The organism is Citrobacter sp. CK206 (assembly GCF_030333125.1).
In the GTDB taxonomy this organism is placed as follows: Bacteria; Pseudomonadota; Gammaproteobacteria; order Enterobacterales; family Enterobacteriaceae; genus Citrobacter_B; species Citrobacter_B koseri.
On the sequence record NZ_JAOWGM010000024.1, the window covers coordinates 1 to 22,711 of the forward strand.

Annotated in this window: 37 protein-coding genes and 1 rRNA gene; 6 read left to right on the top strand and 32 right to left on the bottom strand. The window is 51.3% G+C overall.

Annotated elements, in window-relative coordinates; all coding sequences use genetic code 11:
• Positions 1-25: 25 nt before the first annotated feature.
• Both OGX81_RS09350 and OGX81_RS09355 read right to left on the bottom strand, forming a co-directional pair.
• Positions 26-1,567, bottom strand: a 16S ribosomal RNA gene (locus OGX81_RS09350).
• Positions 1,568-1,722: 155 nt separating this feature from the next.
• A complete protein-coding gene (locus tag OGX81_RS09355) occupies positions 1,723-2,037 on the bottom strand; it encodes a hypothetical protein (protein ID WP_147293775.1) in 315 nt (104 codons plus the stop codon).
• On the opposite strand from OGX81_RS09355, the gene OGX81_RS09360 reads away from it, so the two are divergent.
• On the top strand, positions 2,036-2,590 hold the full coding sequence (locus OGX81_RS09360; RefSeq protein ID WP_012135410.1) for a gamma carbonic anhydrase family protein: 555 nt from the start codon (positions 2,036-2,038) through the stop codon (positions 2,588-2,590). The genes OGX81_RS09355 and OGX81_RS09360 overlap by 2 nt on opposite strands.
• On the opposite strand, the gene OGX81_RS09365 is transcribed toward OGX81_RS09360, so the two are convergent.
• Genes OGX81_RS09365 through dprA form a run of 6 tightly spaced genes read right to left on the bottom strand, consistent with a single transcriptional unit; the run spans position 2,566 to position 6,358 of the window.
• On the bottom strand, positions 2,566-2,823 hold the full coding sequence (locus tag OGX81_RS09365) for a DUF1488 family protein (protein WP_012135411.1): 258 nt from the start codon (positions 2,821-2,823) through the stop codon (positions 2,566-2,568). The two genes, OGX81_RS09360 and OGX81_RS09365, sit on opposite strands and share 25 nt — an antisense overlap.
• The gene (aroE, locus tag OGX81_RS09370; protein WP_104868116.1) at positions 2,820-3,638 is read right to left on the bottom strand and encodes a shikimate dehydrogenase; all 819 of its coding nucleotides are present in this window, start codon (positions 3,636-3,638) and stop codon (positions 2,820-2,822) included. The genes OGX81_RS09365 and aroE overlap by 4 nt, the downstream gene beginning before the upstream one ends.
• A gap of 4 nt (positions 3,639-3,642) precedes the next feature.
• Positions 3,643-4,215, bottom strand: coding sequence for an L-threonylcarbamoyladenylate synthase type 1 TsaC (tsaC, locus tag OGX81_RS09375; protein ID WP_024130998.1), 573 nt, complete (start codon positions 4,213-4,215; stop codon positions 3,643-3,645).
• Positions 4,208-4,762, bottom strand: a complete 555-nt coding sequence (locus OGX81_RS09380) for a DNA topoisomerase family protein (RefSeq protein ID WP_012135414.1) — start codon at positions 4,760-4,762, stop codon at positions 4,208-4,210. The genes tsaC and OGX81_RS09380 overlap by 8 nt, the downstream gene beginning before the upstream one ends.
• A 26-nt stretch (positions 4,763-4,788) precedes the next feature.
• Positions 4,789-5,262, bottom strand: coding sequence for a DUF494 family protein Smg (smg, locus tag OGX81_RS09385; protein WP_024130999.1), 474 nt, complete (start codon positions 5,260-5,262; stop codon positions 4,789-4,791).
• A complete protein-coding gene (gene dprA / locus OGX81_RS09390; RefSeq protein ID WP_047460860.1) occupies positions 5,234-6,358 on the bottom strand; it encodes a DNA-protecting protein DprA in 1,125 nt (374 codons plus the stop codon). The genes smg and dprA overlap by 29 nt, the downstream gene beginning before the upstream one ends.
• A 130-nt stretch (positions 6,359-6,488) precedes the next feature.
• Here dprA and def point away from each other — a divergent pair, with 130 nt between their 5' ends.
• From def to mscL, 5 genes are all read left to right on the top strand, one after another.
• Positions 6,489-6,998, top strand: coding sequence for a peptide deformylase (gene def, locus OGX81_RS09395; RefSeq protein ID WP_047460857.1), 510 nt, complete (start codon positions 6,489-6,491; stop codon positions 6,996-6,998).
• A gap of 14 nt (positions 6,999-7,012) precedes the next feature.
• Entirely contained in the window at positions 7,013-7,960 is a 948-nt protein-coding gene (fmt, locus tag OGX81_RS09400) for a methionyl-tRNA formyltransferase (RefSeq protein WP_047460854.1), read from the top strand.
• 52 nt (positions 7,961-8,012) lie between these two features.
• A complete protein-coding gene (gene rsmB / locus OGX81_RS09405) occupies positions 8,013-9,299 on the top strand; it encodes a 16S rRNA (cytosine(967)-C(5))-methyltransferase RsmB (protein WP_049011818.1) in 1,287 nt (428 codons plus the stop codon).
• Positions 9,300-9,320: 21 nt separating this feature from the next.
• Complete coding sequence (trkA, locus tag OGX81_RS09410) at positions 9,321-10,697, top strand: Trk system potassium transporter TrkA (RefSeq protein WP_012135420.1); 1,377 nt, start codon at positions 9,321-9,323, stop codon at positions 10,695-10,697.
• 141 nt (positions 10,698-10,838) lie between these two features.
• A complete protein-coding gene (gene mscL / locus OGX81_RS09415) occupies positions 10,839-11,249 on the top strand; it encodes a large-conductance mechanosensitive channel protein MscL (protein ID WP_012135421.1) in 411 nt (136 codons plus the stop codon).
• Here mscL and arfA read toward each other — a convergent pair.
• The 24 genes from arfA to rpsC form a co-directional block, all read right to left on the bottom strand.
• On the bottom strand, positions 11,246-11,464 hold the full coding sequence (gene arfA, locus OGX81_RS09420) for an alternative ribosome-rescue factor ArfA (RefSeq protein WP_012135422.1): 219 nt from the start codon (positions 11,462-11,464) through the stop codon (positions 11,246-11,248). The two genes, mscL and arfA, sit on opposite strands and share 4 nt — an antisense overlap.
• A gap of 57 nt (positions 11,465-11,521) precedes the next feature.
• Complete coding sequence (gene zntR / locus OGX81_RS09425) at positions 11,522-11,947, bottom strand: Zn(2+)-responsive transcriptional regulator (protein WP_024131002.1); 426 nt, start codon at positions 11,945-11,947, stop codon at positions 11,522-11,524.
• Between the two features lie 10 nt (positions 11,948-11,957).
• Positions 11,958-12,326: a DnaJ family domain-containing protein gene (locus tag OGX81_RS09430; RefSeq protein ID WP_104868115.1), complete on the bottom strand. Its 369-nt coding sequence runs from the start codon at positions 12,324-12,326 to the stop codon at positions 11,958-11,960.
• 108 nt (positions 12,327-12,434) lie between these two features.
• Positions 12,435-12,821, bottom strand: a complete 387-nt coding sequence (gene rplQ, locus OGX81_RS09435; protein WP_001216372.1) for a 50S ribosomal protein L17 — start codon at positions 12,819-12,821, stop codon at positions 12,435-12,437.
• Between the two features lie 40 nt (positions 12,822-12,861).
• Positions 12,862-13,851 (bottom strand): DNA-directed RNA polymerase subunit alpha, encoded by a 990-nt coding sequence (locus OGX81_RS09440; RefSeq protein WP_001162094.1) that lies wholly within the window; start codon positions 13,849-13,851, stop codon positions 12,862-12,864.
• 25 nt (positions 13,852-13,876) lie between these two features.
• Positions 13,877-14,497, bottom strand: a complete 621-nt coding sequence (gene rpsD, locus OGX81_RS09445; protein ID WP_000135224.1) for a 30S ribosomal protein S4 — start codon at positions 14,495-14,497, stop codon at positions 13,877-13,879.
• A gap of 33 nt (positions 14,498-14,530) precedes the next feature.
• Complete coding sequence (rpsK, locus tag OGX81_RS09450) at positions 14,531-14,920, bottom strand: 30S ribosomal protein S11 (RefSeq protein WP_001029684.1); 390 nt, start codon at positions 14,918-14,920, stop codon at positions 14,531-14,533.
• A gap of 16 nt (positions 14,921-14,936) precedes the next feature.
• Positions 14,937-15,293, bottom strand: a complete 357-nt coding sequence (gene rpsM / locus OGX81_RS09455) for a 30S ribosomal protein S13 (protein WP_000090780.1) — start codon at positions 15,291-15,293, stop codon at positions 14,937-14,939.
• 146 nt (positions 15,294-15,439) lie between these two features.
• Entirely contained in the window at positions 15,440-15,556 is a 117-nt protein-coding gene (rpmJ, locus tag OGX81_RS09460; RefSeq protein ID WP_000868187.1) for a 50S ribosomal protein L36, read from the bottom strand.
• 31 nt (positions 15,557-15,587) lie between these two features.
• On the bottom strand, positions 15,588-16,919 hold the full coding sequence (gene secY / locus OGX81_RS09465) for a preprotein translocase subunit SecY (RefSeq protein ID WP_001118864.1): 1,332 nt from the start codon (positions 16,917-16,919) through the stop codon (positions 15,588-15,590).
• Between the two features lie 7 nt (positions 16,920-16,926).
• Positions 16,927-17,361 carry a 50S ribosomal protein L15 gene (gene rplO / locus OGX81_RS09470; protein WP_001238917.1) on the bottom strand — a complete coding sequence of 145 codons (435 nt, stop codon included), beginning with the start codon at positions 17,359-17,361 and terminating at the stop codon, positions 16,927-16,929.
• A 3-nt stretch (positions 17,362-17,364) separates the two neighbouring features.
• Positions 17,365-17,544: a 50S ribosomal protein L30 gene (rpmD, locus tag OGX81_RS09475; RefSeq protein ID WP_001140434.1), complete on the bottom strand. Its 180-nt coding sequence runs from the start codon at positions 17,542-17,544 to the stop codon at positions 17,365-17,367.
• A 3-nt stretch (positions 17,545-17,547) separates the two neighbouring features.
• Entirely contained in the window at positions 17,548-18,051 is a 504-nt protein-coding gene (gene rpsE / locus OGX81_RS09480; RefSeq protein ID WP_000940121.1) for a 30S ribosomal protein S5, read from the bottom strand.
• 14 nt (positions 18,052-18,065) lie between these two features.
• Positions 18,066-18,419: a 50S ribosomal protein L18 gene (rplR, locus tag OGX81_RS09485; RefSeq protein ID WP_000358960.1), complete on the bottom strand. Its 354-nt coding sequence runs from the start codon at positions 18,417-18,419 to the stop codon at positions 18,066-18,068.
• A gap of 9 nt (positions 18,420-18,428) precedes the next feature.
• Positions 18,429-18,962 carry a 50S ribosomal protein L6 gene (gene rplF, locus OGX81_RS09490; protein ID WP_012135817.1) on the bottom strand — a complete coding sequence of 178 codons (534 nt, stop codon included), beginning with the start codon at positions 18,960-18,962 and terminating at the stop codon, positions 18,429-18,431.
• Positions 18,963-18,974: 12 nt separating this feature from the next.
• Positions 18,975-19,367: a 30S ribosomal protein S8 gene (gene rpsH, locus OGX81_RS09495; protein WP_000062611.1), complete on the bottom strand. Its 393-nt coding sequence runs from the start codon at positions 19,365-19,367 to the stop codon at positions 18,975-18,977.
• Between the two features lie 33 nt (positions 19,368-19,400).
• The gene (gene rpsN / locus OGX81_RS09500) at positions 19,401-19,706 is read right to left on the bottom strand and encodes a 30S ribosomal protein S14 (RefSeq protein ID WP_012135425.1); all 306 of its coding nucleotides are present in this window, start codon (positions 19,704-19,706) and stop codon (positions 19,401-19,403) included.
• A gap of 14 nt (positions 19,707-19,720) precedes the next feature.
• A complete protein-coding gene (gene rplE / locus OGX81_RS09505; RefSeq protein ID WP_007702494.1) occupies positions 19,721-20,260 on the bottom strand; it encodes a 50S ribosomal protein L5 in 540 nt (179 codons plus the stop codon).
• 14 nt (positions 20,261-20,274) lie between these two features.
• Entirely contained in the window at positions 20,275-20,589 is a 315-nt protein-coding gene (gene rplX / locus OGX81_RS09510; protein WP_012135426.1) for a 50S ribosomal protein L24, read from the bottom strand.
• A gap of 10 nt (positions 20,590-20,599) precedes the next feature.
• On the bottom strand, positions 20,600-20,971 hold the full coding sequence (gene rplN / locus OGX81_RS09515) for a 50S ribosomal protein L14 (protein ID WP_002919748.1): 372 nt from the start codon (positions 20,969-20,971) through the stop codon (positions 20,600-20,602).
• 163 nt (positions 20,972-21,134) lie between these two features.
• A complete protein-coding gene (gene rpsQ, locus OGX81_RS09520; protein WP_003031120.1) occupies positions 21,135-21,389 on the bottom strand; it encodes a 30S ribosomal protein S17 in 255 nt (84 codons plus the stop codon).
• On the bottom strand, positions 21,389-21,580 hold the full coding sequence (gene rpmC / locus OGX81_RS09525) for a 50S ribosomal protein L29 (RefSeq protein WP_000644742.1): 192 nt from the start codon (positions 21,578-21,580) through the stop codon (positions 21,389-21,391). The genes rpsQ and rpmC overlap by 1 nt, the downstream gene beginning before the upstream one ends.
• Positions 21,580-21,990 carry a 50S ribosomal protein L16 gene (gene rplP / locus OGX81_RS09530; protein WP_000941212.1) on the bottom strand — a complete coding sequence of 137 codons (411 nt, stop codon included), beginning with the start codon at positions 21,988-21,990 and terminating at the stop codon, positions 21,580-21,582. Before rplP ends, rpmC begins: the two co-directional genes overlap by 1 nt.
• A gap of 12 nt (positions 21,991-22,002) precedes the next feature.
• On the bottom strand, positions 22,003-22,704 hold the full coding sequence (gene rpsC, locus OGX81_RS09535; protein WP_000529945.1) for a 30S ribosomal protein S3: 702 nt from the start codon (positions 22,702-22,704) through the stop codon (positions 22,003-22,005).
• Positions 22,705-22,711 lie beyond the last annotated feature (7 nt).

Consider the following 22,711-nt stretch of genomic DNA (forward strand, 5'->3'; position numbering starts at 1 on the left):
CACTGCAAAGGCAGGTTCTTTAAGGTAAGGAGGTGATCCAACCGCAGGTTCCCCTACGGTTACCTTGTTACGACTTCACCCCAGTCATGAATCACAAAGTGGTAAGCGCCCTCCCGAAGGTTAAGCTACCTACTTCTTTTGCAACCCACTCCCATGGTGTGACGGGCGGTGTGTACAAGGCCCGGGAACGTATTCACCGTGGCATTCTGATCCACGATTACTAGCGATTCCGACTTCATGGAGTCGAGTTGCAGACTCCAATCCGGACTACGACATACTTTATGAGGTCCGCTTGCTCTCGCGAGGTCGCTTCTCTTTGTATATGCCATTGTAGCACGTGTGTAGCCCTGGTCGTAAGGGCCATGATGACTTGACGTCATCCCCACCTTCCTCCAGTTTATCACTGGCAGTCTCCTTTGAGTTCCCGGCCTAACCGCTGGCAACAAAGGATAAGGGTTGCGCTCGTTGCGGGACTTAACCCAACATTTCACAACACGAGCTGACGACAGCCATGCAGCACCTGTCTCACAGTTCCCGAAGGCACCAAGGCATCTCTGCCAAGTTCTGTGGATGTCAAGACCAGGTAAGGTTCTTCGCGTTGCATCGAATTAAACCACATGCTCCACCGCTTGTGCGGGCCCCCGTCAATTCATTTGAGTTTTAACCTTGCGGCCGTACTCCCCAGGCGGTCGACTTAACGCGTTAGCTCCGGAAGCCACGCCTCAAGGGCACAACCTCCAAGTCGACATCGTTTACGGCGTGGACTACCAGGGTATCTAATCCTGTTTGCTCCCCACGCTTTCGCACCTGAGCGTCAGTCTTCGTCCAGGGGGCCGCCTTCGCCACCGGTATTCCTCCAGATCTCTACGCATTTCACCGCTACACCTGGAATTCTACCCCCCTCTACGAGACTCAAGCCTGCCAGTATCAGATGCAGTTCCCAGGTTGAGCCCGGGGATTTCACATCTGACTTAACAGACCGCCTGCGTGCGCTTTACGCCCAGTAATTCCGATTAACGCTTGCACCCTCCGTATTACCGCGGCTGCTGGCACGGAGTTAGCCGGTGCTTCTTCTGCGGGTAACGTCAATTGCTGCGGTTATTAACCACAGCACCTTCCTCCCCGCTGAAAGTACTTTACAACCCGAAGGCCTTCTTCATACACGCGGCATGGCTGCATCAGGCTTGCGCCCATTGTGCAATATTCCCCACTGCTGCCTCCCGTAGGAGTCTGGACCGTGTCTCAGTTCCAGTGTGGCTGGTCATCCTCTCAGACCAGCTAGGGATCGTCGCCTTGGTGAGCCGTTACCCCACCAACAAGCTAATCCCATCTGGGCACATCTGATGGCAAGAGGCCCGAAGGTCCCCCTCTTTGGTCTTGCGACGTTATGCGGTATTAGCTACCGTTTCCAGTAGTTATCCCCCTCCATCAGGCAGTTTCCCAGACATTACTCACCCGTCCGCCACTCGTCAGCAAAGCAGCAAGCTGCTTCCTGTTACCGTTCGACTTGCATGTGTTAGGCCTGCCGCCAGCGTTCAATCTGAGCCATGATCAAACTCTTCAATTTAAGTTTGATGCTCGTGAATTAAACTTCGTAATGAATTACGTGTTCACTCAGAGACTTGGTATTCATTTATTGTCCGAAGACATTAAGAATCCATGTCACTTTGAGTGCCCACACAGATTGTCTGATAAATTGTTAAAGAGCAGTTGCGACGCGCTTTAGCGCTCTGTCGCGAGGTGGCGTATATTACGCTTTCCTCTTTCAGAGTCAACCCTATTTTTCAGGATTTTTCTCTTCGTTGTTCCGACCATCTTGTGAAGCGTTTCACTTTGTCGTCTCAACGGAGGCGCATTATAGGGATCCCATTTTTTTGCACAAGCGTTTTTTGGATCTTTTTTGCTGAATGCCTGTTTTTTACCCCTTTCGCTACATTCCTGCGCAATTTGGCTGATTTTTGATACCTGAAACACTTGCGTAGCGCCAATAATCCAACCAAAGTCTTCATTACTGTTCTCTTTCGTTGAGGTAAACATGTCTGACGTATTACGTCCTTATAAGGATCTTTTCCCACAGATCGGGCAACGCGTGATGATCGATTCCAGTAGCGTCGTCATTGGTGATGTTCGTCTGGCTGATGACGTCGGGATCTGGCCGCTGGTCGTCATTCGTGGCGATGTGAACTATGTAGAGATTGGCGCCCGCTCAAATATCCAGGACGGCAGCGTGCTGCATGTGACGCACAAATCCACCACTAACCCGCAAGGTAATCCGCTTATTGTGGGTGAAGATGTCACTGTCGGGCATAAAGTCATGCTCCACGGCTGCACTATCGGCAACCGGGTTCTGGTTGGCATGGGGTCCATTCTGCTGGATGGCGCGGTAATAGAAGATGACGTCATGATCGGCGCTGGCAGCCTGGTGCCGCAAAACAAGCGCCTGGAAAGCGGCTATCTGTATCTGGGGAGTCCGGTGAAGCAGATCCGTCCGCTAAGTGATGAAGAGAAAGCCGGGCTACAGTACTCCGCAAATAACTATGTGAAATGGAAAGATGAATACCTGAGTCAAGACAGCCAGACCCAACCCTGATCGTCTTCTTGCTGGGACTGGATCAACGCTTCCGCTTCTTCTTCCAGATCCCAGCGATGTTCACAAAAGTCTGCCAGCCACCGTTCTGGCGTATCGCCACCAAAGCGATGCGCCAGCGTGGTTCCCTTGATAGCACACATTAACTGCATCCCATTCACCAGTGCGGGAAAGCTAACGGCCTCAAGGTCCGCGTCCCACTCTTCTCTGTCAGGAAACTGAATAGCCTGGTTCATGCCGACAGTTCCTGCTTCAGCGTTACAATAACAGGTTCCACGTCAGGCAACACACCATGCCAGAGAAACACAGCATGCGCGGCTTGTCCCACCAGCATCCCCAAACCATCGGCATACCGCTTTGCCCCTTGCTCCGCACACCAGGCAAGGAACGGCGTATTTCCCTTTTGATAAAACATATCGTAGCAACAGACAGCAGGATGAATGAGCGATGACGGGATCGCGGGAATATCACCGCTAATTCCACTGGATGTCGCATTGATGATCAGATCGAATTCATGGCCTTCCAACGCATCAAGACGAAGGGCCTGAACACTGCCGGTATGAGCGAAGATTTGCGCCAGTTCTTCAGCACGGGAAGCGGTTCGGTTCGCGATAGTAACCGCACAATCCATTGATAGCAGCGGTAACAGTACGCCCCTGGAAGCCCCCCCCGCCCCAATCAGCAGGATGCGTAGCCCCGGGCGAATGAAAGACAAACGTTCAAGATCGCTCAACAGGCCGATGCCGTCGGTGTTATCCCCCAGCAAGCGACCATCATCAAGGCGTTTCAGGGTATTCACCGCCCCGGCAAGCGCCGCACGCTCCGTCAGTTCATCTGCGCGTGCAAACGCTTCCTCTTTAAAAGGAACGGTAACGTTCGCCCCTTTCCCTCCTTGCGCAAAAAAGGCATTAAGGGTATTCACGAAATCATCAACCGGCGCCAGAACACGCCCATAGGGATGATCTATCTTCAGTTGCTGCGCAAACTGCTGATGAATAAATGGCGACTTGCTGTGCGCAATCGGGTTACCAAAAACGGCATAGGTTTCCATCGTATTACCCCTGTCGAAACAGCTCGCCCGTCAGGGCATCACGAATTTCAGAAGGATTCAGGCGTCCTCCCGTTTCCCCCTCAACAACGGGGAAATCCGCGCCAAACTGCGCCCGTACTTCTTCGACCGTGCGGCAGGGAGGCAACCCTGTCAAATTCGCACTGGTGGAAACTAACGGTTTGCCATAAGCCTGGCACAATGAGACCACCAGCGGGTGATCCGTAACGCGAACCGCCAGCGAATCAAAACGTCCCGTCAACCAGCGCGGCGTTGTCGCCGGTGCAGGAAAAACAAACGTCACCGGGCCTGGCCAGCACGCAAAGATCGCTTCTCGTTGCGTATCTGTCAGCATGCTGTCATCAATATATGGCTTAAGCTGCTCAAAATTTGCCGCAATTAAAATGAGGCCTTTCTCAACCGGGCGCTGCTTCAATTCCAGTAAGCGGTTGACCGCCGTTTCACTATCAGGATCGCACCCGACACCGAAAACAGCTTCTGTGGGATACGCGATGACACATTCTTTATGCAGTACCGCTACCGCTGCCGCGATAGCGTCTGTAGGCAGGTTATTATTCACTTTGTTGTTCCGCCGGAACCGGCTTTCCACATTGTTTACTGGCGCAAAAGTGCTTCACACCCTGCGCGGTTTTCTTTTCGATGAGTAGCGGATAGTGACATTCAGGACACTCTCCGGCTATCGGTTTGAAGTTAATGACAAACTGACATTCAGGATAGCGATCGCAGGAATGAAAGGTTTTACCATAACGGGAACGCCGTTGAACCAGATGACCTTTTTGGCACTGAGGGCAGGTAATGGCAGTTTCGTCTGGTTTGTCGATCAGTTCGGTATGACCACACGCGGGGTAGTCACTGCAACCGATAAACATGCCGAACCGCCCCTGCCGCAATACCAGCTCCGCGCCACATGCCGGGCAAAACTTCCCCTCCAGAACTTTGACGATATGTCCGTCTGCTGACGATTTCAGCGGACGGACATAATCACATTCTGGATAGTGTGAGCAGCCGAGAAAAGGACCGTGTTTCCCGGAGCGAATAACAAGTTCAGCCCCGCACTGTGGGCAGGGCTCATTTTTATGCACCGTAAACAGTGCTGATTTAGCCATAACAACTCATGCTGAATGAAGGTCGATTAATGCAGCATACCTTCATTCACTTCAAAGAGTAATTCTTCCATTTGCTGATACGCATTTTCACAACCCGGAATGTTAAATAAAACCATCAGGATCACCCACTTCAGGTCTTCCAGATCGAATTCTGCGGTATCCAGCGCGAGCACACGTTCAATCACCATTTCTCGCGTTTCGAGGTTTAGCACCTGAATCTGCTCGAGGAATAACAGAAACCCCCGACAGCTGGCATCCAGTCGATTGCACTCCTCTGCCGTGTAAATACGTACGGAGAGCGGATCGGAAGCCAGTTGCATAGGTTCGGCGAGGCCTTCCTGATAATCAGCAAGCTTTTCCAGCCACAGTAGCGCGTTGTAGATGTCTTCACGGTCAAAGCCAGCGTCGGTAAGATCCCGTTCCAGTTTGTCCTGATCCACACGCAATTCAGCTTCGTTATGGATGTAAGTCTCAAACAAATACATTAGTACGTCGAACATGGCTTGCCCTCCTTAATCGGACATAGCCGCCGGGTACAGCTGCGATCCATCCTGCTAACTCCAGTTCGAGTAGCTGAGCCACTACCTCTGGCACAGGTTGGCCGGCACGTTCAGCGACGACGTCAACAGGTGTTACCTCATCTCCTACGTTAGCCAGGAGCATAGGAAATGGCAATGCTGCGACTTCCTGATCTGGTGAATAAAGTGAATTTTCGGCCTCATCTGGCAGCCAATGTAAGCCGTATTGCAAATTTTCCAGAATATCCTCTGGCGCCGTCACAAGAGTGGCGCCCTGTTTGATCAACCAATGCGGCCCTTCACTGCCAGGGCTGCCTATCGGCCCTGGCAAGGCAAAGACATCCCTCCCTTGCTCCAGCGCACAGCGCGCGGTAACCAAAGAGCCGCTTCGTAGTGCCGCTTCAACCACCAGCACGCCTTTGCTCAGGCCGCTAATGATGCGGTTTCGTCGGGGAAAATGGTGCGGTAAAGGGAGCGTCGCTAATGGAAACTCCGACACCAGCGCGCCACCGGCGTCTATCAGCCCCTCAGCCAGCCGGGTATGCCGTCGGGGATGGATACTTCCCAGACCGTTGCCCAGCACAGCCACGCTTTTCCCGTTCGCGTTTAAGGCTGCTTTATGCGCAACGCCATCAACTCCTCTCGCCAGCCCGCTGGTAATCGTCACCCCTTTTACGGCAAGACTTTCACAGAACAAACGCCCCCATCGCTCGCCATACCAGGAAGGTGTCCGGCTTCCTACGACGCCAAGCTGGAAGTTCTGGAGACATTCTGGATCACCCGCAACAAAAAAAGCGCCGGGATAATCTGCAATCGCATTCAACTGTGCCGGATAACGCGCGCTGCCGGCCAGAATCAAATGGTGATGAGGTTGCTCAAGCCAGTGCTGCGCGTCATCCAGCGCTTTTTGCGGGACGGTTAAAAAGCGTTCCGCTTGTCGGGACGTTAACCCTGCGTTCTGAAGTAAAGTCTTATCAATCTGACGCTGTTGTATGAGCAAATTCGCAATGCTCAACATTGCATCGCCATACAATTCACTCACATGCATCAAACGTAACCAAATTTCGGTACGGGTCATCCTTTATCCCCCTGCCACAAGCTGTCCTGGCAATCTTTGCGATTGGTCACTGATGCTGTCAATCGGAGGGGGTTTTGTCTAGAATAGAGGTAATAATCTTTCCAACTCCTGAACACAACTCTGGATAATTATGGCAGTTTTGCAAGTGTTACATATTCCGGACGAGCGTCTTCGCAAAGTCGCAAAACCGGTAGAAGAAGTGAATGCAGAAATTCAGCGTATCGTCGATGATATGTTCGAAACGATGTATGCAGAAGAAGGTATTGGCCTGGCGGCAACGCAGGTCGATATTCATCAACGTATCATCGTGATTGATGTTTCGGAAAACCGCGACGAGCGTCTGGTGTTAATCAACCCGGAACTGCTGGAAAAAAGCGGTGAGACGGGGATTGAAGAAGGCTGTCTGTCTATTCCAGAACAGCGAGCTTTAGTGCCGCGTGCGGAGAAAGTGAAAATTCGCGCACTCGACCGCGACGGTCAATCTTTTGAGCTGGAAGCAGACGGTCTGTTGGCTATCTGTATTCAGCACGAGATGGATCACCTGGTCGGTAAACTGTTTATCGATTATCTGTCGCCGCTGAAGCAACAACGTATTCGTCAGAAAGTTGAGAAACTCGACCGCCTGAACGCCCGAGCTTAAGGACAAGAATCAACGTGTCAGACTCACTACGTATTATTTTTGCGGGTACACCTGACTTTGCAGCGCGTCATCTTGACGCGCTGTTGTCTTCTGGACACAACGTCGTTGGCGTGTTTACCCAACCCGACCGCCCGGCTGGACGCGGTAAAAAGCTGATGCCCAGCCCGGTGAAAGTGCTGGCGGAAGAGAAAGGAATAGCGGTTTTTCAGCCCGCCTCCTTGCGCCCACAAGAAAACCAGCATTTAGTCGCGGACTTACACGCTGACGTAATGGTCGTGGTGGCGTATGGCCTGATTCTGCCAAAAGCGGTGCTTGATATGCCGCGACTCGGCTGCATCAACGTTCACGGTTCCCTGCTCCCGCGCTGGCGTGGCGCAGCGCCGATCCAACGTTCACTTTGGGCTGGTGATGCCGAAACGGGCGTAACCATCATGCAAATGGATGTGGGTCTGGATACTGGCGATATGCTCTATAAACTTGCCTGTCCAATCACCGAGAAAGACACCAGCGGCACGCTGTATGACAAGCTGGCGGATCTTGGCCCACAGGGGCTGATTGAAACGCTGAAACAGTTAGAAAACGGTACCGCGAAGCCAGAAGTACAGGACAACGCCCTGGCCACTCACGCTGAGAAACTTAGCAAAGAAGAGGCGCGTATGGACTGGTCTCTCTCTGCCGCACAGCTTGAACGCTGCATCCGCGCCTTTAATCCCTGGCCAATGAGCTGGATGGAAATTGACGGTCAGCCGGTAAAAGTGTGGCAGGCGTCAGTGATAGAGCGCGTAACGCAAGCGGAACCGGGCACCATTCTTGACGCGACTAAACAAGGTATTCAGGTTGCAACCGGCAACGGCATCCTGAACCTGCTCTCCCTTCAACCCGCAGGTAAGAAGGCAATGAGCGCGCAGGATCTTTTAAATTCGCGTCGGGAATGGTTTATTCCTGGCAACCGTCTGGCCTGACGGTCACGTCTTACTACGCCCGGTGTTACCGGGCATTTTTATTTTTGCGGTTATGAAAAAACAAAATTTACGCAGTCTGGCGGCACAGGCCGTTGAGCAGGTCGTTGAGCAAGGGCAATCCTTAAGTAATGTCCTGCCACCACTACAGCAAAAAGTCTCCGATAAAGACAAAGCGCTGCTTCAGGAGCTGTGCTTTGGCGTGTTGCGCACCCTTTCGCAGCTGGAGTGGTTGATTAATAAATTAATGTCTCGCCCGATGACCGGTAAGCAACGCACCGTGCATTACCTGATCATGGTAGGGTTTTACCAGCTATTACACACACGAATTCCACCACATGCGGCCCTCGCAGAAACGGTTGAAGGTGCTGTTGCTATTAAGCGCCCACAGCTTAAAGGGCTGATCAATGGCGTTTTGCGTCAGTTTCAGCGTCAGCAGGAGGCGTTGCTGGCTGAGTTTGCGACCAGCGAGGCACGTTTTCTGCATCCGTCCTGGCTGCTAAAGCGCCTGCAAAAATCCTATCCCACCCAATGGGAAGCGATTGTCGAAGCCAACAACCAACGTCCTCCAATGTGGTTACGCGTGAACCGTACACATCATTCACGCGACAGCTGGCTCGCGTTATTGCAGGACGCAGGAATGAACGGTTTTCCCCACTCGGCCTATCCTGACGCCCTACGTCTTGAGTCTCCGGCTCCGGTTCATGCCTTACCCGGCTTTGAAGAGGGTTGGGTAACGGTTCAGGATGCTTCCGCGCAAGGCTGTGTTAGCTTCCTCGCCCCGCAAAACGGCGAGCAAATCCTGGATTTGTGCGCCGCACCGGGGGGTAAAACAACGCATATACTCGAAGCCGCGCCTGAAGCGCAGGTGTTGGCTGTCGATGTCGACGAACAGCGTCTTTCACGCGTTTACGACAACCTTAAACGTCTGGGGATGAAGGCAACCGTCAAACAGGGTGATGGTCGATATCCCGCGCAATGGTGTGGCGAGCAGAAATTTGACCGTATTCTGCTGGATGCGCCTTGTTCAGCCACCGGCGTCATTCGTCGTCACCCGGATATCAAATGGCTACGCCGCGATCGTGATATTGCTGAACTGGCAAAATTACAGTCGGAAATTCTGGATGCCATATGGCCACATTTAAAGTCAGGCGGAACACTGGTCTACGCGACCTGTTCTGTCCTGCCGGAAGAGAATAGCCAACAGATTCAGGCCTTTTTACAGCGCACCCCGGACGCCACCCTGACCGGTACCGGAACCCCCGCTCAACCGGGCGTGCAAAATCTGCCAGGTGCGGAAGAAGGTGACGGCTTCTTTTACGCTAAGCTAATCAAAAAGTGATGAGATAACGGGTCGCGACTGATGAAAATTATCATTCTGGGCGCAGGGCAGGTCGGCGGCACGCTGGCTGAAAACCTGGTCGGAGAGAACAACGACATCACGGTGGTCGATATCAATGGCGAACGCCTGCGTAGTTTACAGGACAAGTTCGATCTCCGCGTCGTGCAAGGGCATGGCTCTCACCCCCGCGTACTGCGTGAAGCGGGTGCAGACGATGCGGATATGCTGGTCGCCGTGACCAGTTCCGATGAAACGAATATGGTCGCCTGCCAGGTGGCCTATTCACTCTTCAATACGCCAAATCGTATCGCCCGTATCCGCTCGCCAGATTATGTCCGCGATGCGGATAAACTCTTCCACTCTGAAGCCGTCCCCATCGACCATCTTATTGCGCCAGAGCAACTGGTCATCGATAACATTTATCGCCTGATCGAATATCCTGGCGCATTGCAGGTCGTTAATTTCGCCGAAGGTAAAGTCAGTCTTGCGGTAGTGAAAGCCTATTATGGCGGGCCGCTGATCGGGAACGCGTTATCCACGATGCGTGAGCATATGCCGCATATTGATACCCGCGTCGCCGCGATATTCCGTCATGACCGCCCTATTCGCCCCCAGGGTTCGACTATTGTAGAAGCAGGCGATGAAGTCTTTTTTATTGCCGCATCGCAGCATATCCGCGCGGTAATGAGCGAGCTGCAACGTCTGGAGAAACCCTATAAGCGTATTATGTTAGTCGGCGGGGGAAATATCGGTGCCGGTCTCGCGCGTCGTCTGGAAAAAGATTACAGCGTCAAACTGATCGAGCGCGATCAACAGCGGGCCTCCGAACTTGCCGAAAAACTGCAAAATACGATCGTCTTTTTTGGCGATGCGTCGGATCAGGAACTGCTGGCTGAAGAGCATATTGATCAGGTTGATCTGTTTATTGCAGTCACCAACGATGATGAAGCCAACATTATGTCGGCAATGCTGGCCAAACGGATGGGTGCGAAGAAAGTAATGGTGCTCATTCAACGTCGCGCCTATGTGGATCTCGTCCAGGGGAGCGTCATTGATATTGCCATTTCGCCACAGCAGGCCACGATTTCCGCGTTACTCAGCCATGTGCGTAAAGCCGATATTGTGGGAGTGTCATCGCTACGTCGTGGTGTAGCAGAAGCAATTGAAGCCGTTGCCCACGGTGATGAAAGTACATCTCGCGTCGTAGGCCGCGCCATTGATGAAATTAAACTTCCACCGGGAACAATAATTGGCGCAGTGGTTCGCGGTAACGATGTAATGATTGCCAATGACAATTTGCGCATTGAACAAGGCGATCATGTGATTATGTTCCTGACGGATAAAAAGTTTATTACCGACGTCGAACGCTTATTCCAGCCAAGTCCTTTCTTCCTGTAATTATTTGGGCGCTAATGCAGCGCCCTCTTTAATTCCCCTGTTTTGTCAGGGCCTAATAAATGCTCCTTTAAACAATCCATAAATGGAAAATGCCTTAACATTTGTTAAACTTATAAACGTCTGTTGCATAGGGAGAATAAAATGAGCTTTATTAAAGAGTTTCGCGAATTCGCGATGCGCGGGAATGTTGTTGATTTGGCAGTGGGTGTGATTATTGGTGCGGCATTCGGGAAGATCGTTTCTTCTCTGGTTGCTGATATCATTATGCCGCCGCTGGGATTGTTAATTGGCGGGATCGATTTTAAACAGTTTGCCTTTACGCTACGCGAAGCGCAGGGAGATATCCCGGCAGTCGTGATGCATTACGGTGTGTTTATTCAGAACGTCTTTGATTTTGTTATTGTGGCGTTTGCCATCTTCATGGCTATCAAACTGATCAACAAACTGAATCGTAAGAAAGAAGAACCGACGGAAGCGCCAGCGCCGACAACGGAAGAAGTATTGCTTTCTGAGATCCGCGATCTTCTGAAAGAACAAAACAACCGTTCTTAACAAGCCTTAATAAGCAGAAAGCCAGTGGTAAAAAAGTGATTCACTTTCTTGCCACTGGCCTCCCAGTTACCCCGATTGCCATGTTTGCCTTTACGCAGATAACTTCCTTTCCCTTTCTTATTTTTTTCAACACGTTGTCTGAAAAGCGGATCGTGCAGTAATGCCTCAATGGCGTTGTCTTTTATCTGCCCTTTCGTATGCTGATAACGACTCATAATAACTCCAGTTTCTATGGTTTAACGGCGCGAGTGTAGGCTCATCAGGTCAATAAATCAACACTCCTGCTTGACTCCGCTGGCGCCTTGTTCCAGTGCTTCCAGAATTGAACAATAGACGCTGCTGTGTGCCGTTCCACAGCAGGCATCGTTCAGCCTCTGCAATGAACGCTGCATACTCTGTAATTCCGCAATTCGTGATTCGACCTCTTTCAGCCTTTCCTGCACGATTCCTTTCGACTCCTGGCAGGTATGGTGTTCGGGATCGACACGGATCGACAACAGTTCCCGGATCGACTCAAGCGTAAAGCCCAACTGCCGGGCATAGCGGATAAACTTAAGGCGCTGAAGATCGTTTTCCGTGTAGAGTCGGAAACCACCTTCCGTACGCACTTCATGCTCCATCATCTGCTGCTTTTCATAGTAGCGGATGGTATCGGGCGTCACTTCTGCCAGCTTTGCCAGTTCACCAATACGATACATACAAGCTCCGTTAGTCATCATTAATCTTATGCAGCAGTTTATCTGCATATTCACCGCGTAAAAACCCGGTACTCAGCCCCGCCTGTCGTAGTTTTAGTTCAAGGAGCGATAAACGACGGCTCACTTCCTGATACTGTGGATCGTCCTGACGAATACCTTTAAGTAGATCCAGTAGCTGAATGGCTTCTTTACGCTGTTCAAGCTCCGGGGGAAGGCAACCGGCATTTTTGAGTAAACGGTAGCCAGTCCGTAGTTCAGGCGGCACATGTGAGTCATCATCCAGGGCCAGCGGCTCACCGCTGCCGGGCAGATTATCAAACTCACCTTTAGTCTGTGCATCGGTAATATGGCGCTCTGCCCACTGGTCCAGTAACCACATACAACAACTCCAGGGGATGAACAAAAAGAGTACAGATATTGTAGATAAGTGGGGATACGGCGGATATAAAAAAACCCGCCGGAGCGGGTTTTTTTACGTTACTACAGATTACTCTGCAGCAGCTTCTGCTTTCGACTCAGAACGATCAACCAGCTCGATGTATGCCATCGGCGCGTTGTCGCCTGCACGGAAGCCACACTTCAGAATGCGAGTGTAACCACCGGCGCGGCTCGCGAAACGCGGGCCCAGTTCGTTAAACAGTTTTGCCACGATCTCGTTATCACGAGTACGGGCGAATGCCAGACGACGATTAGCTACGCTATCAGTCTTGGCAAGAGTAATCAGCGGCTCAACTACGCGACGCAGCTCTTTCGCTTTAGGCAGGGTCGTCTTGATGATCTCATGACGAACCAGTGAACCTGCCATGTTGCGGAACATAGCCTGGCGATGGCTGCTGTTGCGGTTCAGTTGACGACCACTCTTACGATGGCGCATGACCTTATCCTTCTCAGTAAAACCTTAACCTGTGATCCGGTTACTCGTCAGCGATGCTTGCCGGTGGCCAGTTTTCCAGGCGCATGCCCAGAGACAGTCCACGGGAAGCCAGCACGTCTTTAATCTCAGTAAGAGATTTTTTACCCAGGTTAGGCGTCTTAAGGAGCTCAACCTCGGTACGCTGTACCAGATCACCGATATAGTGGATAGCTTCTGCTTTAAGGCAGTTAGCAGAGCGGACAGTCAATTCCAGATCGTCAACAGGGCGCAGCAGGATCGGATCGAATTCTGGTTTCTCTTCTTTCACTTCCGGCTGACGTACATCACGTAAGTCAACGAAAGCTTCCAGTTGTTCAGCCAGAATGGTTGCCGCACGACGAATCGCCTCTTCAGGATCGATTGTGCCGTTGGTTTCCATTTCGATGACCAGCTTGTCCAGGTCGGTACGCTGTTCTACACGCGCTGCTTCAACATTGTAGGCAATACGCTCTACAGGGCTGTAGCATGCGTCGACCAGCAGACGGCCGATTGGGCGCTCATCTTCTTCCGAATGAATTCGGGTAGAAGCCGGCACATAACCACGACCGCGCTGAACTTTGATACGCATGCTAATAGACGCGTTCTCATCGGTCAGGTGGCAGATCACGTGCTGCGGCTTGACGATTTCGACATCCCCGTCATGGGTAATGTCGGCTGCAGTCACAGGGCCAATGCCAGATTTATTCAAGGTAAGAATAACTTCATCTTTACCCTGAACTCTCACCGCCAGCCCTTTCAGGTTGAGCAGGATTTCCAGGATGTCTTCCTGAACGCCTTCTTTGGTGCTGTACTCATGTAGTACACCATCAATCTCAACCTCGGTCACCGCGCAACCCGGCATCGATGAGAGCAGAATACGGCGCAGTGCGTTACCCAGAGTATGGCCAAAGCCACGCTCTAAAGGCTCAAGGGTCACCTTGGCGTGCGTCGAACTCACTTGCTCGATATCTACCAGGCGCGGTTTTAGAAACTCTGTCACAGAACCCTGCATTGTGTCCTCTCTTTGGTACTAAGCTTTACTTGGAGTAAAGCTCGACGATCAGGTGTTCGTTAATGTCCGCAGACAGATCAGAACGCTCAGGCTTACGCTTAAACGTACCTTCCATCTTGCCAGCATCAACTTCCAGCCAGGTTGGCTTTTCACGCTGCTCAGCCAGCTCCAGAGCGGCTTTCACGCGAGACTGCTTCTTCGCTTTCTCACGAATGCTAACAACGTCATTCGGACTAACCTGATAAGAAGCGATGTTAACAACACGACCGTTTACCATAATTGCTTTATGGCTAACCAGCTGGCGTGCTTCTGCACGAGTGGCGCCGAAGCCCATACGGTATACAACGTTGTCCAGACGACCTTCCAGCAGAGCCAACAGGTTTTCACCGGTGTTGCCTTTCAGACGCGCTGCTTCTTTGTAGTAGTTACGGAACTGACGCTCCAGCACACCATAGATACGGCGAACTTTTTGCTTTTCACGCAACTGCACACCATAGTCAGACAGACGCGGTTTACGCGCACCGTGCTGGCCAGGAGCTTGTTCAATTTTACACTTGGTATCGATCGCGCGAACGCCAGACTTAAGGAATAAGTCGGTGCCCTCACGACGGCTCAGCTTGAGCTTAGGACCCAAATATCTTGCCATTTTCTTTCTCCAACAAACCTGGAAAACGAAGCGTTATACGCGACGTTTTTTCGGCGGACGACAACCGTTATGAGGGATCGGAGTCACATCAGTAATATTAGTGATGCGGAAACCAGCGGCGTTCAGTGCACGAATGGTAGATTCGCGACCTGGACCCGGACCTTTAACCATAACTTCCAGATTCTTGATACCGTATTCTTTTACGGCGTCAGCGCAACGCTCTGCTGCAACCTGAGCTGCAAACGGAGTGGATTTGCGAGAACCACGGAAACCGGAACCACCGGCTGTTGCCCAACCCAGCGCGTTACCCTGACGATCAGTGATAGTCACGATGGTGTTGTTGAAAGAAGCATGGATATGAGCCACGCCGTCAGAGACTTGTTTTCTTACACGTTTACGTGCACGAATTGGTGCCTTTGCCATTATTCAATCACCCCGATTATTTCTTGATCGGTTTGCGCGGACCCTTACGGGTACGTGCGTTGGTCTTGGTACGCTGACCGCGAACCGGGAGACCACGACGATGACGCAAACCGCGATAGCAACCAAGATCCATCAGGCGCTTGATGCTCATGCTGATTTCACGGCGCAGATCACCTTCAACGACAAATTTGGCAACTTCGTCACGCAGCGTGTCGATTTGTTCTTCAGACAGCTCACTGATCTTAACATTTTCAGCGATACCCGCTGCAGCCAGAATGGCTTTAGAACGGGTCTTACCGACGCCGTAGATCGAAGTTAATGCGATCACAGCATGTTTCTGATCAGGAATGTTAATGCCTGCTATACGGGCCACTATGCACTCCTACTATTTAATATGTACGCACCATGCTGAAAAGCCCGTTTTCAGGATACTCAAATGGAAACGTACAGACATACAAAAGATTGGCTGGCTAATCTAGCCAGCTCAACCCAACTTTGCAAGAAAAATATGCGAATAAATCAGCCTTGGCGCTGTTTATGCTTCGGCTCGGCACTGCAAATCACGCGGATGACGCCATCACGCTTAACGATTTTGCAGTTACGGCATAATTTCTTGACGGAAGCACGAACTTTCATTTTTACTCTCCGTAACTTCTCGGGCGACCAATTAACGGCCGTAGCCTTTCAGGTTCGCCTTCTTCAATGCAGACTCATACTGACTGGACATCATCAGAGTTTGCACTTGAGCCATAAAGTCCATAATCACGACGACAACGATAAGCAGTGAGGTCCCACCAAAGTAGAACGGTACTTTCATTGCATCACGCATGAACTCCGGGATCAGGCAGATAAAGGTAATGTAAAGCGCACCAACCAAAGTCAGGCGGGTCATTACTTTATCGATATACTTCGCCGTTTGCTCTCCCGGACGAATTCCTGGTACAAATGCACCGGACTTCTTCAGGTTATCTGCTGTTTCACGCGGGTTGAAAACCAACGCCGTGTAGAAGAAACAGAAGAAGATGATTGCAGACGCATAGAGTAACACATAAAGCGGTTGCCCAGGCTGCAAATACAGCGAAATTGTTGTCAGCCAGTTCCAACCAGTACCGCCCCCGAACCATGACGCGATGGTTGCCGGGAACAGAATAATACTGGAAGCGAAAATTGCCGGGATTACCCCCGCCATATTCACTTTCAGCGGTAAATGTGTGCTCTGTGCAGCATAGACACGACGACCCTGCTGACGTTTTGCGTAGTTTACCACAATGCGGCGTTGACCACGCTCAACAAATACAACAAAGAACGTCACTGCAAATACTAATACTGCAACCAACAGCAACACGAGGAAGTGCAGGTCGCCTTGACGCGCTTGCTCGATAGTATGGGCAATGGCTGGCGGGAGTCCCGCGACAATACCGGCGAAGATAATGATTGAGATACCGTTGCCGATACCACGTTCAGTAATCTGTTCGCCCAACCACATCAGGAACATGGTTCCTGTAACCAGACTTACAACAGCGGTGAAATAGAATGCAAAGCCCGGATTCATTACCAGGCCTTGCATACCAGGCATATTCGGCAGACCGGTAGCAATACCGATCGACTGGAATATCGCCAGCACCAGAGTACCGTAGCGGGTGTACTGGCTGATCTTACGACGACCAGACTCCCCTTCTTTCTTAATTTCTGCCAGCGTTGGGTGAACCACCGTCAGCAGCTGGATAATAATCGACGCCGAAATATACGGCATGATACCCAGAGCAAAGATAGAAGCACGGCTGAGTGCACCACCAGAGAACATGTTAAACATTTCAATGATGGTGCCTCGCTGTTGCTCAAGCAGTTTGGCAAGTACAGCGGCATCAATACCAGGGATCGGAATAAAAGAGCCAATACGGAACACAATCAGCGCGCCGATAACAAACAGCAGTCTGCGTTTCAGCTCGCCTAAGCCACCTTTGGCGCTTTGAAAATCTAATCCCGGTTGTTTAGCCATCTGCTACTTATTCCTCGATTTTACCGCCAGCAGCTTCGATAGCAGCACGAGCGCCTTTAGTAACACGCAGGCCACGAACAGTTACCGGAGTAGTGACTTCACCAGCCAGGATCACTTTCGCGAACTCGATCTGGATACCGATAATGTTAGCCGCTTTCAGCGTGTTCAGGTCTACTACGCCGCCTTCTACTTTAGCCAGGTCAGACAGACGAACTTCGGCTGTAATCGCTGCTTTGCGAGAAGTGAAGCCGAATTTCGGCAGACGACGGTACAGAGGCATCTGACCACCCTCGAAACCGCGACGTACGCCACCGCCAGAACGAGACTTCTGACCTTTGTGACCACGACCACCGGTTTTACCGAGGCCAGAACCGATACCACGACCCAGGCGTTTACCCGCCTTTTTGGAGCCTTCGGCCGGAGACAGAGTATTTAAACGCATCTCTTACTCCTCAACTTTAACCATGAAGGAAACCGCGTTGACCATACCACGAACAGCAGGAGTATCCTCGCGCTCTACGGTGTGGCCAATACGACGCAGACCCAGGCCAAGCAGCGTTGCCTTGTGTTTCGGCAGACGACCGATTGCACTGCGGGTTTGAGTAATTTTAATAGTCTTTGCCATGGTTTATTTCCCCAGAATTTCTTCAACGGATTTACCACGCTTGGCAGCGACCATTTCTGGAGAATTCATATTTTCCAGGCCATCAATAGTTGCACGAACCACGTTGATCGGGTTGGTGGAACCATATGCTTTAGCCAGAACGTTATGAACCCCAGCAACTTCCAGAACGGCGCGCATTGCACCACCGGCGATGATACCGGTACCTTCGGAAGCTGGCTGCATGAATACACGAGAACCCGTGTGAACACCTTTAACCGGGTGTTGCAGGGTGCCGTTGTTCAGCGCGACGTTAATCATATTGCGACGGGCTTTTTCCATCGCTTTCTGGATCGCTGCTGGAACTTCACGCGCTTTACCGTAACCAAAACCAACGCGACCGTTACCATCGCCAACTACAGTCAGAGCTGTGAAGGAGAAAATACGACCACCTTTAACGGTTTTAGATACGCGGTTTACCGCGATCAGCTTTTCCTGCAGTTCGCCAGCTTGTTTTTCGATGTGAGCCATCTTACACCTCTACCTTAGAACTGAAGGCCAGCTTCACGGGCAGCATCTGCCAGTGCCTGGACACGACCATGATATTGGAACCCGGAACGGTCAAAGGACACATCTTTGATGCCTTTTTCCAGAGCGCGTTCAGCGACAGCTTTACCCACAGCTGCAGCCGCGTCTTTGTTACCGGTGTACTTCAGTTGTTCAGCGATAGCTTTTTCTACAGTAGAAGCAGCTACCAGAACTTCAGAACCGTTCGGTGCAATTACCTGTGCGTAAATGTGACGCGGGGTACGATGTACCACCAGGCGAGTTGCGCCCAGCTCCTGGAGCTTGCGGCGTGCGCGGGTCGCACGACGGATACGAGCAGATTTCTTATCCATAGTGTTACCTTACTTCTTCTTAGCCTCTTTGGTACGCACGACTTCGTCGGCGTAACGAACACCCTTGCCTTTGTAAGGCTCAGGACGACGGTAGGCGCGCAGATCTGCTGCAACCTGACCGATCACCTGCTTATCAGCGCCTTTCAGCACGATTTCAGTCTGAGTCGGACATTCTGCAGTAATACCTGCTGGCAGCTGGTGGTCAACCGGGTGAGAGAAACCTAAGGACAGGTTTACTACATTCCCTTTAACCGCTGCACGATAACCTACACCAACCAGCTGCAGCTTCTTAGTGAAGCCTTCGGTAACACCGATAACCATTGAGTTCAGCAGGGCACGCGCGGTACCAGCCTGAGCCCAACCGTCTACGTAACCATCACGCGGACCGAAGGTCAGTGCATTATCTGCATGTTTAACTTCAACAGCATCGTTGAGAGTACGAGTCAGCTCGCCGTTTTTACCTTTGATCGTAATAACCTGACCGTTGATTTTTACATCAACGCCGGCAGGAACAACGACCGGTGCTTTAGCAACACGAGACATTTTTTCCTCCGATTAGGCTACGTAGCAGATAATTTCGCCACCAAGACCAGCCTGGCGCGCTGCACGATCAGTCATAACACCTTTAGAGGTAGAAACAACTGCGATACCCAGACCCGCCATAACTTTCGGCAGCTCATCTTTACGTTTGTAGATGCGCAGACCTGGGCGGCTGACACGCTGAATGCTTTCTACAACAGCTTTACCCTGGAAATACTTAAGAGTCAGTTCCAGTTCCGGCTTGGTGTCGCCTTCAACTTTAAAATCTTCGATAAAACCTTCTTCCTTCAGCACGTTGGCAATTGCCACTTTCAGCTTGGAGGAAGGCATGGTGACCGCAGCTTTGTTCGCGGCCTGACCGTTACGGATACGGGTCAGCATATCCGCGATCGGATCTTGCATGCTCATCTGTCTTTACTCCCGTGATTCAATTGGTGACAATTACCAGCTAGCCTTTTTCAAGCCTGGTACTTCACCGCGCATAGCGGCTTCACGTAACTTGATACGGCTCAACCCGAACTTGCCCACATAACCATGTGGACGACCTGTTTGACGGCAGCGGTTACGCTGACGAGACGGGCTGGAATCACGCGGCAGAGTCTGCAGCTTAAGAACAGCGTTCCAACGATCTTCGTCGGAAGCGTTCACATCAGAGATGATCGCTTTCAGTTCAGCGCGTTTCGCGAAGTATTTATCAGCTAAAGCTACGCGTTTTACTTCGCGTGCTTTCATTGATTGCTTAGCCATTCAGTAACCCTACCTTACTTGCGGAACGGGAAGTCAAAGGCAGCCAGCAGAGCACGGCCTTCTTCGTCAGATTTCGCAGTAGTGGTAATGGTAATATCCAAACCACGGACGCGGTCGACTTTATCGTAGTCGATTTCTGGGAAGATGATCTGCTCACGGACACCCATGCTGTAGTTACCACGACCGTCGAAAGACTTAGCGGACAGGCCACGGAAGTCACGGATACGCGGTACAGCAATAGTGATCAGGCGCTCAAAGAACTCCCACATGCGTTCGCCACGCAGAGTTACTTTACAGCCGATCGGATAGCCCTGACGGATTTTGAAGCCTGCAACAGATTTGCGTGCTTTGGTGATCAGCGGTTTTTGACCGGAGATTGCTGCCAGGTCAGCTGCTGCGTTATCCAGCAGTTTCTTGTCAGCGATCGCTTCACCAACACCCATGTTCAGGGTGATCTTCTCGACCCGAGGGACTTGCATGACAGAATTGTAGTTAAACTCAGTCATGAGTTTATTAACTACTTCGTCTTTGTAGTAATCATGCAGTTTCGCCATCGTACTACTCCAAATTACTTGATAGTTTCGCTGTTAGATTTGAAGAAACGGACTTTTTTACCGTCTTCGAATCTAAAGCCTACACGGTCAGCCTTACCGGTTGCCGCATTGAAGATTGCAATGTTGGAAACCTGAATAGCGGCTTCTTTTTCAACGATGCCACCCGGTTGGTTCAGAGCCGGAACCGGCTTCTGGTGTTTCTTAACCAGGTTGATACCTTCAACAATGACCTTGCCGGAAGACAGGACATTCTTAACTTTACCGCGTTTACCTTTATCTTTACCGGTTAACACGATAACTTCGTCATCACGACGGATTTTCGCTGCCATGATTCGCTCCTTAGAGTACTTCTGGTGCCAGAGAGATAATTTTCATGAACTTCTCGGTACGAAGCTCACGAGTTACCGGCCCAAAAATACGCGTACCGATAGGCTGCTCGCTGTTATTGTTCAGAATAACGCATGCATTACCATCGAAGCGAATGACAGAACCGTCCGGGCGACGAACACCCTTCTTGGTGCGCACCACTACCGCCTTCAGCACATCACCTTTTTTGACCTTACCACGCGGAATTGCTTCTTTGATGGTGATCTTGATGATGTCGCCTACGCCTGCGTAGCGACGGTGCGAGCCACCCAGAACCTTGATACACATTACGCGACGTGCACCGGAGTTGTCGGCGACGTTCAGCATAGTCTGTTCTTGGATCATTTTAGTGCTCCGCTAATGTCAACTACTACTGAGACCCGAAAATCAGGTCGTTAAAAAAGCCCCATATCGGGGGCGCGGCATTATAACACCGCTTCAACGATATGGGTAGAAAAAATAAACGGCCCATCGCTGAGCCGTTTATTCGTTGAGAATGGGTACTGTATTACAGAACCGCTTTCTCTACAACGCGAACCAGCGTCCAGGACTTCGTCTTGGACAGTGGGCGGCATTCGCGGATTTCAACCACGTCACCGGTACCACATTCGTTGTTCTCGTCATGTACGTGCAGTTTGGTCGTACGCTTGATGAATTTACCGTAGATCGGGTGTTTCACAAAACGTTCGATAGCAACAACAATGGATTTCTCCATTTTGTCGCTAACAACGCGACCTTGCAGAGTACGGATTTTATCGGTCATTACGCACCCGCCTTCTCAGTCAGTAAAGTCTTAACGCGTGCGACATCACGACGCACTTGCTTCAACAGGTGAGACTGTTGCAGCTGGCCACTTGCAGCCTGCATACGCAGGTTGAACTGCTCACGCAGCAGGTTCAGCAGCTCGGTGTTCAGCTCTTCAACACTCTTCTCACGCAGCTCTTTTGCTTTCATTACATCACCGTCTTAGTTACAAAGGTGGTTTTAATCGGCAGTTTCGCTGCTGCCAGCTTGAATGCTTCACGGGCCAGCTCTTCCGGTACGCCGTCCATTTCATACAGGACTTTACCCGGCTGAATCAAGGCAACCCAATACTCCACGTTACCTTTACCTTTACCCATACGCACTGCCAGCGGCTTTTCAGTGATCGGTTTGTCCGGGAATACACGGATCCAGATCTTACCTTGACGCTTAACTGCACGGGTCATAGCACGACGTGCTGCTTCGATCTGACGGGCAGTCAGACGACCACGGCCAACAGCTTTCAGACCGAAGCTGCCGAAGCTAACATCCGTACCCTGCGCCAGACCGCGGTTACGGCCTTTGTGCATTTTACGGAATTTTGTACGCTTTGGTTGTAACATCAGCGACGCTCCTTATTTACGGCCTTTACGCTGCTGCTTTTTCGGTTGAGCAGCCGGTTTTTCCGGTTGTTCAACAGCAGCCATACCACCCAGGATCTCGCCTTTGAAGATCCACACTTTAACGCCGATTACACCGTAAGTGGTGTGCGCTTCAGAGGTGTTGTAGTCGATGTCAGCACGCAGAGTGTGCAGCGGTACGCGACCTTCACGGTACCATTCGGTACGAGCGATTTCCGCGCCGCCCAGACGGCCGCTAACTTCAACTTTAATACCTTTAGCGCCCAGACGCATTGCGTTCTGTACAGCACGCTTCATAGCACGACGGAACATAACGCGACGTTCCAGCTGAGAAGTGATGCTGTCAGCAACCAATTTTGCGTCCAGTTCAGGCTTACGAACTTCGGCGATATTGATCTGTGCAGGAACGCCAGCGATATCCGCTACGACCTTACGCAGTTTTTCTACGTCTTCGCCTTTCTTACCGATAACGATACCCGGACGAGCAGTGTGAATAGTCACACGGATGCTCTTAGCCGGACGCTCGATAACGATACGAGATACGGACGCTTTAGCCAGTTCCTTCGTCAGGTACTGACGTACTTTAAAATCGCTGTCCAGGTTGTCAGCGAATTCTTTGGTGTTCGCAAACCAGGTAGAGTTCCATGGTTTTACAATACCCAGGCGAATACCATTAGGATGTACTTTCTGACCCATTGCTAGT